This is a genomic window from Variovorax boronicumulans (assembly GCF_029892485.1).
In the GTDB taxonomy this organism is placed as follows: Bacteria; Pseudomonadota; Gammaproteobacteria; order Burkholderiales; family Burkholderiaceae_C; genus Variovorax; species Variovorax boronicumulans_B.
Genome location: NZ_JARXVG010000009.1, coordinates 126,544 through 141,204, shown reverse-complemented (window position 1 = coordinate 141,204; position 14,661 = coordinate 126,544). Strand labels below are relative to the sequence as shown.

The window sequence follows — 14,661 nt, the reverse complement described above, 5'->3', positions numbered from 1 at the left end:
CAGGCTCCTTGTTTCAACAGAATTCAGTGTTTCTCGGACTACGGCGATTCACGCAATTTATGTGCGTTCGCACAATGACAGAAACCCGCAGTCTCCGGGCACCGAACTGTCGTCAAGACGACAGCCGGCGCCGCCGGCGCATGCTGGGTTCAAGGCGCGCTGTTCTGCAATTGCGTCTTGCTGGCGTCGAGCACAAGCTTGCGCGGCCAGGTGGGCCAGGTCACGCCCAGGCCCGAATGGTTGGGATTGCCGGTGCGCGCGAACGCGGACAGGCTGCCCACCATCGCGTCCGACAGCGCCTCGCGCCCCGGCCGATTCGCCTCGCCAAAGGAGAACGAGAAGATGCTGGTGCCGAAGTTGTGGAACATGAACGCCGTGTCCAGCCCGTGCGTGGCGCCGTAGACGGTGTTGAACGGCGCCACCTGCTGGCTCCAGTCGAAGCGGTAGTACCAGGTCTTGGTCGGCAGGTACTTGGCCACCGAGTCGATCTGCGCAGGCAGGCCGTTGAGGAAGATCGCGTCGGTGGCGAAATCCGAGGCCGCCTTCCAGCCGTTCAACGGCTTGTCTACCGGCAGGTAGGGTGCATTGATCAGGTCGGCCTCGGTGAGCGTCACGGCTGCGTCGGGGTTGAAGTTGTACTGCAGACCGAAGCGCTCGTAGTCAGTGGGCTTGAAACCCAGGCCCTGCCCCGTGAAGGTCCCGAACAGGTTGGCGAACAGCGTGCCTTCGTCGCGCGTGTTGCCGATCAGCATGGGTACCTTGTTGAACCGGCCGGCATCAACCTCTGCGCGCGAGTTCACCGGCAGGATGGTGCCGTCCTCGATCGGCGCGGGCGCGTTGCCCAGCTGCGGATTCGCGAGCACGATGGTCAGCAATCGGTCCGCCGGCAGGCCGCGCAGGTAGGTCGCGATCTGCGCATCGGTCTGGGAAGCCACCCAGGCGCTGGCCGAGGGGGTGTCGGTGGCTTTGCCCTCGGCGATGGCGATCGCGTTGAGCAGCGCCTTCGAATAGGTCTGGGCGGTGGCGCGCGAGGCGAAGGCCATGCCGCCGCTCAGCGGCGCCGCCTTGTGCAGCAGGCCGGCCGATGCGCTAGAGACGACCAGCCCCCAGGTGTTGACCGCGCCCGCCGACTGCCCCATCACCGTGACGTTGCCCGCGTCGCCACCGAAGGCGCCGATGTTGGCCTGGACGAACTTCAGGGCCTGCATCTGGTCGAGCAGCGCGAAGTTGCCCGAGTCGTTCTTCGCTTCGCCGGTCTTCAGCTGCGGCAGGTCGAGCCAGCCGAGCACGCCCAGGCGGTAGTTGATCGTCACGACCACAGCGTTGCCGCGCTTCGCAAGCTGGGCACCGTCATAGCCCGGATCGGCCGTGTAGCCCGAGATGTTGCTGCCACCGTAGATGTAGACGATCACCGGCAGCTTGGCGGTGTCGCCGGCCGGGCGCCAGATGTTGAGCGTGAGGCAGTCCTCGTCGCCCACCGGCTTGCCGAAGCCCTCGCGGTTGCCGAGGCCGAAGGGTGCGTCGCCGGGTGCCGGGCTGAAATAGCGCCCGCCCTGGGCGCAACTGCGGCCGAACCGGCTCGCGGCGCGCACGCCCTCCCAGGGCTTGGGATCGGCGGGCGGCGCCCAGCGCAGCGGGCCGACCGGCGCCTGGGCGAACGGAACCCCCTTCCAGGACCAGGTGCCGGTCCCGGCGCTGTCGTCCACACCTTCGATCTTGCCGGCGGTGGTCTGGCGCACCATCGGGCCATCGGCGGCGGGTGGCGGGGCTGGTGGCGGCGACGTCACGGGGGCGATCGGCGTGAAGGAAAAACCGGAGTCCGAGCCGCCGCCGCAGGCCGAGAGCGCGACGCAGGCCGCGACCGCCATCGCTCGCGCCACCGCTCCCGTGGGCCGGGTTGCGCCCTGATCTTCCGTTGTCTCTGCTGTATTCATTGTTTGTCTCCACACCGGGTTAATCGGAATTCCTGCATCGGTGTCCGGTGGCCATACTCCGGCCGGCCGGACCCGCTCAAAAATTCTAGGAACGGACCGCGTTTCACCCGCTATCGCAAGCGAGCCAATTCAATGACTTCAGGAGCCTCCATGCCGCATGCACAGCGCCGGCCGCAACGCCGGCCGGGCTGCACCCAGCAGCCGGAACTGCGGACCAGCTCGGCCGCTTGGCTCGAAGGTGTGCTCTCGATGTTCGAGGCCGAGGGGCTGGACGTGCCCTCGCTGCTGCGTGAAGCCGGCTTCGACCCCGACTCCCTGCACCGCCAGAACGCGCGCGTGCCGGTCGACGAGATCTCCGTGCTCTGGCAACTGGCCGTGGCCCGCGCCGGCAAGCCCACGCTGGGCCTGCACCGCGACCTGGCCGCCACCCACAGCAAACTGGGCACGGTCGGTCACGCCATGTCGTGCAGCGCCGACCTGGGCGCGGCGCTCACCCGGCTCACGCGCTACATGGCGGTGATCTCGGACGCCACCGCCTTCTCGATGCAGCCCGAGGCACGCGGCTGCTGGATGGTGATGGAACACACCGGCGGCAGCCTGCCGATCCCGCGCCAGCGCGTCGAATACGCGCTCCTGACCGTGTTCATGCAGTGCCAGTGGCTCACCCGGCGCGAGCTGCAGCCGCTGGCCATGGAGTTCGTCTACCCGCCCCCGACCGACGACCGGCTGCACCGGGAGGCCTTCGGTTGCCCGATCCGCTACAACGCGCCCGCCAATCGCCTCTTGCTGTCGGCCGCCGACATGGCCATGCCGCTGCCCACCCACCACCCCGTGCTGGGCGAGATGCAGGAGCACCTGCTCGACGACCAGTTGAACCTGCTCGGGCAGACCACCACCAGCACCCTGGTGTGCGCCGAAATCGCGCGCCGCCTGCCGCATGGCGAGCCGCGCCGGCAGGACGTGGCCGCGGGCCTGGGCCTCGCGGAGCGCACGCTGCAGCGGCGGCTGCAGGAGGAGTCGATGTCGTTCCAGTCGCTGCTCGACCGCACCCGCCGGGAACTCGCGCAGCAGTACCTGGCCGAAGACCGCCACACGCTCACCGACGTGGCGGACATGCTCGGCTTCGTCGACAGCAGCAACTTCTTCCGGGCCTGCAAGCGCTGGTTCGGCCTGCCGCCCGCGCAGTACCGGGCGCGGATCTGGGGAACCTGGGACGCGCCGGCGCTGGCCCACTGAGCGTCCAGGGGCCGCGATGGCCCGCTCGGCAAGGGGTTACGCCCGGTGCCGGACAATCCGGGCATGAGCCTGCTTGCTGAAGACACGGACGTCGCGGACCTGGGATTGCGCTGGAAACCCGGTTTCGCGGCACTCGGCCCCGCCTTTCTGACCCACCTGCGGCCGACGCCCCTGCCCGACCCGTACTGGGTCGGCCACAGCGAATCGGTCGCCCGCGACCTGGGCTTGCCGCCCGACTGGCGGCAATCGGACACCACGCTCGCGGCGCTGACCGGCAGCCTGCCTGTAGCCGGCACCAACCCCTTCGCCACGGTCTACAGCGGCCACCAGTTCGGCGTGTGGGCCGGCCAGCTCGGCGATGGCCGGGCGATCATGCTCGGCGAAACCGACGGCGGACTCGACGTGCAATTCAAGGGCGCGGGGCGCACGCCCTACTCACGCGGCGGCGACGGCCGCGCGGTGCTGCGCTCCAGCATCCGCGAATTCCTCTGCAGCGAAGCCATGCACGGCCTCGGCATCCCGACCACCCGCGCGCTCTGCGTGACCGGCTCGGACGCCCGCGTGTTCCGCGAAGAACCCGAGAGCGCCGCGGTCGTGACCCGCGTGGCGCCGAGCTTCCTCCGCTTCGGCCACTTCGAGCACTTCGCGGCCAACCAGCGAGAAGACGAGTTGCGCGCCTTGGCCGACTACGTCATCGACCGCTATTACCCGGCCTGCCGCACCACCGACCGCTTCAACGGCAACGCGTACGCCGCGTTTCTGGAAGCCGTGAGCGAACGCACCGCCGCCCTGCTCGCCCAATGGCAGGCCGTGGGCTTCTGCCACGGGGTGATGAACACCGACAACATGAGCATCCTCGGGCTCACCATCGACTACGGGCCATTCCAGTTCCTCGATGGCTTCGATCCGCGCCATATCTGCAACCACAGCGACACCAGCGGACGCTATGCCTTCAACCAGCAGCCGAACGTGGCGTACTGGAACCTTTTCTGCCTGGCGCAGGCGCTGCTGCCGCTGATCGGCGACCAGGAAGTCGCCGTCGCCGCGCTGGAGTCGTACAAGACGGTGTTCCCGGACGCATTCGAGGCCCGCATGCGCGCCAAGCTCGGCCTGGCTGACACGGCCGATGGCGACCGCGCATTGATCGAGGGCGTACTCAAGCTGCTGGCTGCCGGCAAGGTCGACTACACGATCTTCTGGCGCCGCCTTTCGCAGTACATGGCCGACGGCAATGCAGAGCCGGTGCGCGACCTGTTCCTCGACCGCGCGGCTTTCGATGCCTGGCTGACAGCCTTTTCGGAGCGCCATGCGACGGCTGGGCGCGCACAGGCTGCCGACCTGATGCTCAGGACGAACCCGAAGTTCGTGCTGCGGAACCACCTCGGACAGCAAGCCATCGAAGCAAGTCAGCAAAAGGACCACTCGGGTGTGGCAACCTTGCTTGCGCTGCTCCAAACCCCATTTGAAGAACATCCCGGCGCCGACGCTTACGCCGGCTTCCCGCCCGACTGGGCCTCGACGATTGAAATCAGCTGCTCATCATGACCACTCCTGTTGAAAAAACCGACGCCGAATGGAAGGCCCTGCTCGCTGAAAAAGGCGCCGAACCCGCCGCCTTCGAGGTGACCCGCCACGCCGCCACCGAGCGTCCCTTCACCGGCAAGTACGAAGCGCATTGGGACGACGGCACCTACCACTGCGTGTGCTGCGGTGCGAAGCTGTTCGAATCGGGCACCAAGTTCGACGCCGGCTGCGGCTGGCCCAGCTTCTCCGAAGAAGCGGTGCCCGGCGCCATCCGGAACATCGTCGACCGCTCGCATGGCATGGTGCGCACCGAGAATGTCTGTGCCAATTGCGGCGCACACCTCGGCCACGTTTTCCCCGACGGCCCCACCGAAACGGGCCTGCGCTACTGCATGAATTCGGCGTCGCTCGACTTCCAGAAAAAATGAAACTGATCCTCGACTTCTTCCCGATCCTGCTGTTCTTCGGCGCCTACAAGCTCGCCGACATCTACACCGCCACCGGCGTGCTGATGGCCGCCACCGTGGTGCAGATGGCCATCATCTATGCGATGGAGCGCAAGCTCCAGGCGATGCAGAAGGCCACGCTGGTGCTGATCCTTCTCTTCGGCACGCTCACGCTGGTGCTGCACGACGACCGCTTCATCAAGTGGAAGCCCACCGTGCTCTACGGCGCGATGGCGATTGCGCTGGCTGTGGCGCTCTGGGCGCTGAAGAAGAACTTCCTGAAGATGCTGCTGGGCTCGCAACTCGAGCTGCCCGAGCGCATCTGGGGCCGGCTGAATGTCGCGTGGATCGGCTATTGCCTCTTCATGGCGCTCATCAACGGCTACGTGGCGGCGTACTTCACCACCGAGGCCTGGGTCAACTTCAAGCTCTGGGGCTATGTGTTCCCGATCGTCTTCCTGGTGGCGCAGGGCCTGTACATCGCGCCGCACCTGAAAGAAGACAAGCCAACCGCATGACGAGCACGACCATTCCCCTGCCGACTGTCGCCGCGCTCGAGAGCGCGCTGCGCGAAGCGCTGTTCCCCACGCAGTTGGAGGTGATCGACGAAAGCGCCGCGCACGCCGGCCACGCGGGCGCCAATGCGGAGGGCTACGGCACCCATTTCCGGGTCCGCATCGCCTCCCCGAAGTTCGACGGGAAGCCCCGCGTGGCGCGGCATCGGCTTGTGTATGATGCCCTCCAGGTTTTTATCGCACAGGGTCTGCACGCCATCGCCATCGAGGTGCTCTGAGTCGTCCAATCGGTTGCACGCGGTCTTCACGCGATGCCCCGGGACCCTTTCCTTCCCCCTTTTGTTCGCCTCTCTCCGCTTTCTTTCACGCGCCTTTTCCTACACGCGCATTTCCTCTCCAGCCTGATATTCATTCCATGAAAAAACACATCTTGCAGGCCGTAGCGGCCGCAGCGCTGATCGGTGCCATTCCCATGGCGGCTCTGGCGCAGAACGCAGCCATCGTGAACGGCAAGCCGGTGCCCAAGGCTCGCATGGACGTCCTGGCGCAGCAACTCGCCGCCGCAGGCCGTCCGGTCACCCCCGAGATGCAAAGCCAGTTGCGCGAAGAAATCGTGGCGCGCGAAGTGTTCATGCAGGAAGCGCAGAAGCAAGGCCTGGACGCCAACGAGGACTACAAGAACCAGCTCGAACTCGCCCGCCAGGCCATCCTGATCCGCGCGCTGTTCGACAACTACCGCAAGACCAACCCGGTCTCGGACGCCGACGTGAAGGCCGAGTACGACAAGTTCGTCGCGGCCAACGGCGGCAAGGAATACAAGGCCCGTCACATCCTGGTGGAGACCGAAGACCAGGCCAAGAAGATCATGGCCGACCTGAAGAAGGGCGCCAAGTTCGAAGACATCGCCAAGAAGCAGAGCAAGGACCCGGGATCGGGCGCCAACGGCGGCGACCTCGACTGGGCCAACCCCGCGAGCTTCGTGCCCGAGTTCTCGGAAGCGATGATCAAGCTCAAGAAGGGCGAAACCACCCCGGCGCCCGTCAAGACGCAGTTCGGTTATCACATCATCCGCGTGGACGACATCCGCCAGGCCCAACTGCCGAAGCTGGAAGAAGTGAAGCCGCAGGTCACGCAACAGCTGCAGCAGCAACGCCTGCAGAAGTACCAGGAAGAATTGCGCGCGAAGGCCAAGGTCGAGTAAGCCTCGGGCTTTTCTCCCCCCATGAAAAAACGGCCTGCGGGCCGTTTTTTCATGGGGCTGCCGCGGCAGCCTTTCAGGCGATCAACCCACCCACTTGCGCGCGTTGCGCCAGATCTGCATCCAGGGGCTGAGTTCGCTCCGGTCGCCCGGCGTCCAGCTCATCTGGATGTTGCGGAACACGCGCTCCGGGTGCGGCATCACGGCCGTAAAGCGGCCGTCGGGCGTGGTCACCGAGGTCAGGCCGCCGGCGCTGCCGTTCGGATTGAACGGGTACTGCTCGGTCGCATTGCCGTGGTTGTCGACGAAACGCATCGCCGCAATGGCCTTGGCCGCATCGCCGCGGTGCTTGAAGTTCGCGTAGCCCTCGCCGTGCGCCACCGCGATCGGCAGGCGGCTGCCGGCCATGCCGGCGAAGAAGAGGCTCGGCGATTCGAGCACCTCGACCATCGACAGGCGCGCCTCGAAGCGCTCGCTCTGGTTGGTGGTGAAGCGCGGCCAGGCTTCGGCGCCGGGGATGATGTCGGCCAGTTCGGCGAACATCTGGCAACCGTTGCACACGCCGAGGCCGAAGGTGTCTCCACGGCCGAAGAAGGCCTTGAACTGCTCGGCCAGCTTGGGGTTGAAGGTGATGCTGCGCGCCCAGCCGATGCCGGCGCCCAGCGTGTCGCCGTAGCTGAATCCGCCGCAGGCGACCACGCCCTTGAAGTTGGCGAGGTCCGCCCTGCCCGTCTGCAGGTCGGTCATGTGCACGTCGTAGGCCTCGAAGCCCGCTTCGGTGAACGCATAGGCCATTTCGACATGCGAGTTCACGCCTTGCTCCCGCAGGATCGCGACCTTCGGGCGCGACTGCAGGATGGCAGGCGCTGCAGGCTGTGCGTTCGGCAGGAACACATGCATGCCGGGGTCCGAAGGCTCGCCGGCCGCGGCGTGCTCGGCATCGGCGCAGGCCGGGTTGTCTCGCTCGCGGGCGATCTTCCAGCTGACCGAGTCCCACACCTGGTGCAGGTCGTGCAGCGACGCGCTGAACACCGACTTGGCATCGCGCCAGACTTCGAGCTTGCCCTTGCCCGCGTCCATGGTCGAGCTCACGGGCCGCGTCTTGCCGACGAAATGGCTGTGCGCGCTGAGGCCGTGGGCGCGCAGCACCTGCATCACGTCGTTGCGCTCGGCGGTGCGCACTTGCAGCACCATGCCGAGCTCTTCGTTGAACAGCGCCTTGAGCGTGAGTTCTTCGCGCCGCGCGCTGACCTGCTGCGCCCAATTCTTGGCGTCGCCGGTTTCCATGCGGCTGTCGGAGATGCCGTCGCCTTCGGTGACCAGCATGTCGACGTTGAGCGCCACGCCGACGTGGCCGGCAAAGGCCATTTCGCAAGCGGTGGCGAACAGGCCACCATCGCTGCGGTCGTGCATTGCGAGGATCTTGCCGTCGGCGCGCATTGCGTTCACCGCATTGACCAGCGCAACGAGCTGCGCCGGGTCGTCGAGGTCGGGCACGGTGTCGCCGCTCTGGCCGAGCGTCTGCGAGAGGATGCTGCCGGCCATGCGGTGCTGGCCACGACCCAGGTCGATCAGCACGAGCGTGGTGTCGGCTTCTTCTGCATCGAGCTGCGGCGTGAGCGTGCCACGCACGTCGGCCAGCGACGCGAAGGCGGTCACGATCAGGCTGACCGGCGAGGTGACCTTCTTGGCCTCGTCGCCATCCTTCCACTGCGTGCGCATCGACAGCGAATCCTTGCCGACCGGAATCGACACGCCCAGCGCCGGACACAGTTCCAGACCCACGGCCTTGACGGTTTCGTACAGCGCGGCGTCTTCGCCGGGTTCGCCGCAGGCAGCCATCCAGTTGGCCGACAGCTTGACGCGCGAGAGCTCGATCGGCGCGGCCAGCAGGTTGGTGATGGCCTCGGCCACGGCCATGCGGCCCGAGGCCGGCGCGTCGAGCGCGGCCAGCGGCGTGCGCTCGCCCATGCTCATGGCCTCGCCCGCGAAGCCCTTGTAGTCGGCCAGTGTCACGGCGCAATCGGCCACGGGCACCTGCCACGGGCCGACCATCTGGTCGCGGTGGCTCATGCCGCCCACGGTGCGGTCGCCGATGGTGATGAGGAAGCGCTTGGAGGCAACCGTCGGATGCGCGAGCACGTCGATGGCGGCCTTCTGCAGATCGACGCCCGTGAGATCGAGCGGCTTGAACGTGCGGGCGACGGTCTTCACGTCGCGGTGCATCTTGGGCGGCTTCCCGAGCAGCACGTCCATGGGCATGTCGACGGGCTGCACGGCCGCGCCTTCATCGGCCACCAGCAGTTGCCGCTCTTCGGTCGCCACGCCGACCACCGAGAACGGGCAGCGCTCGCGCTCGCAGAAGGCCTTGAACTGTTCGAGCGACTCTGGCGCAATGGCCAGCACGTAGCGCTCCTGGCTCTCGTTGCACCAGATTTCCTTGGGCGCCATGCCCGATTCCTCGAGCGGCACGGCGCGCAGGTCGAAGCGCGCGCCCCGGCCAGCGTCGTTGGTCAGCTCGGGGAAGGCATTGCTCAGGCCGCCCGCGCCCACGTCGTGGATCGCGAGGATCGGGTTGTTGGCGCCCTGCTGCCAGCAGTGATTGATGACCTCCTGCGCGCGGCGCTCGATTTCGGGGTTGCCGCGCTGCACCGAGTCGAAGTCGAGCTCGGCCGCGTTGGCGCCGGTGGCCATCGAGCTGGCTGCGCTGCCGCCCATGCCGATGCGCATGCCGGGGCCGCCGAGCTGGATCAGCAGCGAACCGGCCGGGAACTGGATCTTCTTGGTCTGGGTGGCATCGATGCTGCCGAGGCCGCCCGCGATCATGATGGGCTTGTGATAGCCGCGCTGCACGGTGTCGAGGTCGCTCGAGACGGTCTGCTCGTATTCGCGGAAGTAGCCCAGCAGGTTGGGCCGGCCGAATTCATTGTTGAACGCGGCGCCGCCCAGCGGGCCCTCGGTCATGATCTGCAGCGGGCTCGCGATGTGCTCGGGCTTGCCGTAGTGGCCGTCTTCCGGCCAGAGCTTGGAGACCGTGAAGCCCGTCAGCCCCGCCTTGGGCTTGGAGCCGCGGCCGGTGGCGCCTTCGTCGCGGATCTCGCCGCCCGCGCCGGTCGAGGCGCCGGGGAACGGCGAAATCGCGGTCGGGTGGTTGTGCGTCTCGACCTTCATCAGCACATGGCTCAGGGCGCTATTTTTTTGATAGCTCTGCGAACCGCTGGCTGGAATGAAGCGCTCGATGGTCGCGCCTTCCATCACCGAAGCGTTGTCCGCATAGGCGATCACCGTGTGCTGCGGGTTCTGCTTTTCGGTGTGGCGGATCATCGAGAACAGGCTTTGCGGCTGCGCCTTGCCGTCGATGGTGAACTGGGCGTTGAAGATCTTGTGGCGGCAGTGCTCGCTGTTGGCCTGCGCGAACATCATCAGTTCGACGTCGCTGGGGTTTCGGCCGAGGCGCGTGAAGGCTTCGACGAGGTAGTCGATCTCGTCCTCGGCCAGCGCCAGGCCAAAGCCGGTGTTGGCGGCCACCAGGGCCTCGCGGCCGCCGGTTTGCACATCGACCTGCGCCATTGGCTGGGCCGGCAGTTCGCTGAACAGGCTGGCGGCCTGCGCGACTGTGGCGAGCACCGATTCGGTCATGCGGTCGTGCAGCGGGCCGGCCACGGCGGCGAGCGTGTCGCCCTCGATGACGGGCGCCTTGCCGATCAGCGGCGACTTGAGCTTCAGGTGATATTGCGTGACGCGCTCGACGCGGCGCAGCGCCAGGCCGCAGTTGTGGGCGATGTCGGTCGCCTTGGACGCCCAGGGCGACACGGTGCCCAGGCGCGGCGTGACGACCACCGAGGTGCCCGCCTTGGCCGGCGCCTCGAAGGGCTCGCCGTAGGTCAGCAGCGCGGCGAAGCGGTCATGCTCGGCCGCATCGAGCGCGGCATCGGTGACCACCAGATGGACGAAACGGGCCGAAATGCCCTCGATGCGCGGCTCGATGGCCTGCAGCTTCGGCAGCAACTGCCGGGCGCGGAAATCGCTGAGCGCGCTGCCGCCCTCGAAAAGAGTTACGACGGGAAGGGCTTGAGGTGCGGGCTGCGTCACGGTCGATGGGGGCCTCGGGGGCCGCGTTGGGAATCAAGGAATCGAGGGCGGAGGGTCGCTGACTGGGGCCATCCGCGTTAACCCGGGATTTTAGGCCAACGCCGGGCCGCCCCAAGTGGCCCGCCCCCCTCGGGGGGGCAGCGGGAACACGAAGTGTCCCGCGTTGGGGGCAGGTTCGTTCTGCGATGGGATAATTCCGGGCATGAGCATTACCTACAAAGACGCTGCAGGCATCGAAGCCATGCGCGTCGCCTGCCGCCTCGGCTCCGAGGTGCTGGACTACCTCACGCCCTTCATCAAGCCCGGCATCACGACCAACGACGTGGACCGGCTTGCCGCCGAATACATGGTCAAGCAGGGCACCACCTCGGCCACGGTGGGCTACATGGGCGCCAGCAGCGTCCCTTTCCCGAAGTCGCTCTGTACCTCGGTCAACCACGTGGTGTGCCACGGCATTCCCAACGACAAGCCCCTGAAGAAGGGCGACATCATGAATGTCGACGTCACCGTCATCAAGGACGGCTGGTTCGGCGACAACAGCCGCATGTTCGTGATCGGCGATGCCTCCATCGCCGCCAAGCGGCTGTGCAGCGTCACCTACGAGGCCATGTGGCACGGCATCCTGCAGGTGCGCCCGGGTGGGCATCTGGGCGACGTGGGCCATGCGATCCAGAAATTCGCCGAGGGCCAGGGCTTTTCGGTGGTGCGCGAGTTCTGCGGCCACGGCGTGGGCCAGCGCTTTCACGAAGAACCCCAGGTGCTGCACTACGGCCGCCCGGGCACCATGGAAGAGCTCAAGCCCGGCATGATCTTCACCATCGAGCCGATGATCAACGCCGGCAAGCGCGACGTGAAGGAAGACTTCAAGGGCGGCCAGTACGACGGCTGGACCATCGTCACGCGCGACCATTCGCTGTCGGCCCAGTGGGAGCACACGGTGCTGGTCACCGAAACCGGCTACGAGGTGCTGACGCTCTCCGAAGGCAGCCCCCCGCCGCCCGCCTTCGTCACCTCGACCAAAACCTGAAGCGCCGAGGCGCCCGGCCGTGATCGAAGCAGCCAAGATCGACGTGGCGACGCTGCGCGAAGCCTATCGCGCGAAGAAGCTCGCCCTCTTCGACACCCTGCGCTTTGCGCGCGCCCCCACACGCAGCGTGCACACGGTGCTGCGCCAGCTCTCGGCGCTGGCCGACCAGACGCTGTGCTCCCTGTGGAGGGACGCCGATTTCGGTGAATCGCTGACGCTGGTGGCCGTGGGCGGCTTCGGGCGCGGCGAGCTGTTCCCGTATTCCGACGTCGACGTGCTGCTGCTGCTGCCGCCCGAAGGCCATGCCAGCGAGATCGATCCGGCTCGAATCGAAGCCTTCATCGGCCATTGCTGGGACGCCGGGCTCGAAATCGGCTCCAGCGTGCGCACCGTCGAAGAGTGCCTGGCCGAGGCCGAGAAGGACGTCACCGTCCAGACCTCGCTGCTCGAAGCCCGCCTGATCGCCGGCGACAAGAAGCTCTTCACCGCCTTTCGCCGCCGCTTCGTGCGCGCCATCGATCCGCAGGCCTTCTTCGTGGCCAAGTCGCAGGAAATGCGGCACCGCCACCAGAAGTTCGACAACACGCCCTACGCGCTCGAACCCAACTGCAAGGAATCGCCGGGGGGCCTGCGCGACCTGCAGACCATCCTCTGGATGACCAAGGCCGCCGGCTACGGCAGCCGCTGGGACGACCTGGCCAAGAACGGCCTGGCCACCTCCTTCGAGGCGCAGCAGATCAAGCGCAACGAGGCGCTGCTCTCGCTCATTCGCGCCCGGCTGCACGTGATTGCCAACCGGCGCGAAGACCGGCTGGTGTTCGACCTGCAGACCGCCGTGGCCGCGAGCTTCGGCTACGAGAGCGAATCGCAGCGCAAGTCCAGCGAAGCGTTGATGCGCCGCTACTACTGGGCCGCCAAGGCCGTGTCGCAGCTCAACCAGATCCTGCTGCTCAACATCTCCGAGCGCCTTCAGCCGAGCGACGAGCAGCACACGCCGATCAACGAGCGCTTCTACGAGCGCGCCGGCCTCATCGAGATCGCGAGCGACGACCTCTACGAGCGCGAGCCGCATGCGGTGCTCGAGACCTTCCTGCTGTACCAGAAGACCATCGGCGTGAAGGGCCTGTCGGCACGCACGCTGCGGGCGCTCTACAACGCGCGCCACGTGATGGACAGCAAGTTCCGCAACGATCCGGTCAACCACCAGACCTTCATGCGGATCCTTCAGCAGCCCTATGGCATCACGCATGCCTTCCGGCTGATGAACCAGACTTCGGTGCTGGGCCGGTACCTGCGCGTGTTCCGCAGCATCGTGGGACAGATGCAGCATGACCTGTTCCACGTGTACACGGTGGACCAGCACATCCTGATGGTGCTGCGCAACGTGCGGCGCTTCTTCATTGCCGAGCATGCGCACGAATACCCGTTCTGCTCGCAGCTCGCGGCGGGCTGGGACAAGCCCTGGATCCTGTACGTGGCGGCCCTCTTCCACGACATCGCCAAGGGCCGCGGCGGCGACCATTCCACGCTGGGCGCGCGCGACGTGCAGCGCTTCTGCAAGCAGCACGGCATTGCGCGCGAAGACTCCAGGCTCATCGAATTCCTCGTGGCCGAGCACCTAGTGATGAGCCAGGTGGCGCAGAAGCAGGACCTGAGCGACCCCGAGGTGATCGGCGCCTTCGCCAGGCGCGTGGGCAACGAGCGCTACCTCACGGCCCTGTACCTCCTGACCATTGCCGACATCCGGGGCACCTCGCCGCGCGTATGGAATGCATGGAAAGGCAAGCTGCTCGAAGACCTGTACCGCTACACGCTGCGCGCCCTGGGCGGCCGCATGCCCGACCCCGACGCCGAAGTCGAATCGCGCAAGCGCGAGGCGCTGGTGCAGCTGGCCCTGCACGCGCAGCGCTTCGAGGCGCACAAGGCGCTGTGGGACACGCTGGACGTCGGCTACTTCATGCGCCACGACGCCACCGAGATCGCCTGGCACGCCAAGCAGCTCTCGCGCTTCGTCCCGCCTGCCAAAGTGCCCGTCGATCCGAAGGCCCCGCCCATCGTGCGCGCGCACCTGTCGCCTGTGGGCGAAGGCCTGCAGGTGGTGGTCTACACGCCCGACCAGCCCGACCTGTTCGCGCGCATCTGCGGCTACTTCGACCAGTCGTCGTTCAGCATCCTGGATGCCAAGGTGCACACCACGAGCAACGGCTATGCGCTGGACACCTTCCAGGTCGTGACCACCTTCCTGCCCGACCATTACCGCGACCTGATCAGCATGGTGGAGTCGGGCCTGGCGCAGACGCTCACCGAAGCCGGCGCCCTGCCCCCACCCAGCATGGGCCGGGTGTCGCGCCGGGTGCGGAGTTTTCCGATCAAGCCGCGCATCAGCCTCTTGCCCGACGACAAGGCGCAGCGGTGGCTGCTCAACATCTCGGCGAGCGACCGCGCAGGCCTCCTGTATTCAGTGGCCCGGGTGCTCGCACGCCATCACCTCAACCTGCAGCTCGCCAAGGTCACGACCCTGGGCGAGCGCGTGGAAGACACCTTCCTGATCAGCGGCCCCGAGCTCCAGGGCCAGAAGACGCAGCTGGCGATCGAAAAGGACTTGATGGACGCGCTGGCCTGAGCCAGGCCCAGCGGGCTCGGCGTCGGGCGTTTGCATGAGTTGTTGCAAACGAAAGATTCATTTTCT

At 66.8% G+C, this 14,661-nt stretch carries 10 protein-coding genes; 8 read left to right on the top strand and 2 right to left on the bottom strand.

Features of this window, described 5'->3' with window-relative positions; translation table 11 throughout:
* Window positions 1–149 precede the first annotated feature (149 nt).
* On the bottom strand, window positions 150–1,934 hold the full coding sequence (locus M2282_RS20905; RefSeq protein ID WP_280810682.1) for a carboxylesterase/lipase family protein: 1,785 nt from the start codon (window positions 1,932–1,934) through the stop codon (window positions 150–152).
* A 150-nt stretch (window positions 1,935–2,084) separates the two neighbouring features.
* On the opposite strand from M2282_RS20905, the gene M2282_RS20900 reads away from it, so the two are divergent.
* The 6 genes from M2282_RS20900 to M2282_RS20875 all read left to right on the top strand — a co-directional run bounded on the left by M2282_RS20900 (window position 2,085) and on the right by M2282_RS20875 (window position 6,856).
* Complete coding sequence (locus M2282_RS20900; RefSeq protein WP_280810681.1) at window positions 2,085–3,170, top strand: AraC family transcriptional regulator; 1,086 nt, start codon at window positions 2,085–2,087, stop codon at window positions 3,168–3,170.
* 63 nt (window positions 3,171–3,233) lie between these two features.
* A complete protein-coding gene (locus tag M2282_RS20895; RefSeq protein WP_280810680.1) occupies window positions 3,234–4,715 on the top strand; it encodes a protein adenylyltransferase SelO in 1,482 nt (493 codons plus the stop codon).
* A complete protein-coding gene (msrB, locus tag M2282_RS20890) occupies window positions 4,712–5,122 on the top strand; it encodes a peptide-methionine (R)-S-oxide reductase MsrB (RefSeq protein WP_198788542.1) in 411 nt (136 codons plus the stop codon). The genes M2282_RS20895 and msrB overlap by 4 nt, the downstream gene beginning before the upstream one ends.
* Window positions 5,119–5,658 carry a septation protein A gene (locus M2282_RS20885; protein WP_280810679.1) on the top strand — a complete coding sequence of 180 codons (540 nt, stop codon included), beginning with the start codon at window positions 5,119–5,121 and terminating at the stop codon, window positions 5,656–5,658. Before msrB ends, M2282_RS20885 begins: the two co-directional genes overlap by 4 nt.
* On the top strand, window positions 5,655–5,933 hold the full coding sequence (locus tag M2282_RS20880) for a BolA family protein (RefSeq protein ID WP_280810678.1): 279 nt from the start codon (window positions 5,655–5,657) through the stop codon (window positions 5,931–5,933). Before M2282_RS20885 ends, M2282_RS20880 begins: the two co-directional genes overlap by 4 nt.
* Before the next feature lie 137 nt (window positions 5,934–6,070).
* Window positions 6,071–6,856, top strand: a complete 786-nt coding sequence (locus M2282_RS20875; protein ID WP_280810677.1) for a peptidylprolyl isomerase — start codon at window positions 6,071–6,073, stop codon at window positions 6,854–6,856.
* Window positions 6,857–6,937: 81 nt separating this feature from the next.
* On the opposite strand, the gene purL is transcribed toward M2282_RS20875, so the two are convergent.
* Window positions 6,938–10,945, bottom strand: a complete 4,008-nt coding sequence (gene purL / locus M2282_RS20870) for a phosphoribosylformylglycinamidine synthase (protein ID WP_280810676.1) — start codon at window positions 10,943–10,945, stop codon at window positions 6,938–6,940.
* A 202-nt stretch (window positions 10,946–11,147) separates the two neighbouring features.
* Here purL and map point away from each other — a divergent pair, with 202 nt between their 5' ends.
* Window positions 11,148–11,972 (top strand): type I methionyl aminopeptidase, encoded by an 825-nt coding sequence (map, locus tag M2282_RS20865; protein WP_280810675.1) that lies wholly within the window; start codon window positions 11,148–11,150, stop codon window positions 11,970–11,972.
* A 19-nt stretch (window positions 11,973–11,991) separates the two neighbouring features.
* Complete coding sequence (locus M2282_RS20860; protein ID WP_280810674.1) at window positions 11,992–14,595, top strand: [protein-PII] uridylyltransferase; 2,604 nt, start codon at window positions 11,992–11,994, stop codon at window positions 14,593–14,595.
* The last annotated feature ends 66 nt before the right edge of the window (window positions 14,596–14,661 follow it).

Bases quoted from the DNA above. Each gene is read 5' to 3' on its own strand.
- M2282_RS20905 (WP_280810682.1), bottom strand. From the start codon at position 1,934: ATGAATACAGCAGAGACAACGGAAGATCAGGGCGCAACCCGGCCCACG.
- M2282_RS20900 (WP_280810681.1), top strand. From the start codon at position 2,085: ATGCCGCATGCACAGCGCCGGCCGCAACGCCGGCCGGGCTGCACCCAG.
- M2282_RS20895 (WP_280810680.1), top strand. From the start codon at position 3,234: ATGAGCCTGCTTGCTGAAGACACGGACGTCGCGGACCTGGGATTGCGC.
- msrB (WP_198788542.1), top strand. From the start codon at position 4,712: ATGACCACTCCTGTTGAAAAAACCGACGCCGAATGGAAGGCCCTGCTC.
- M2282_RS20885 (WP_280810679.1), top strand. From the start codon at position 5,119: ATGAAACTGATCCTCGACTTCTTCCCGATCCTGCTGTTCTTCGGCGCC.
- M2282_RS20880 (WP_280810678.1), top strand. From the start codon at position 5,655: ATGACGAGCACGACCATTCCCCTGCCGACTGTCGCCGCGCTCGAGAGC.
- M2282_RS20875 (WP_280810677.1), top strand. From the start codon at position 6,071: ATGAAAAAACACATCTTGCAGGCCGTAGCGGCCGCAGCGCTGATCGGT.
- map (WP_280810675.1), top strand. From the start codon at position 11,148: ATGAGCATTACCTACAAAGACGCTGCAGGCATCGAAGCCATGCGCGTC.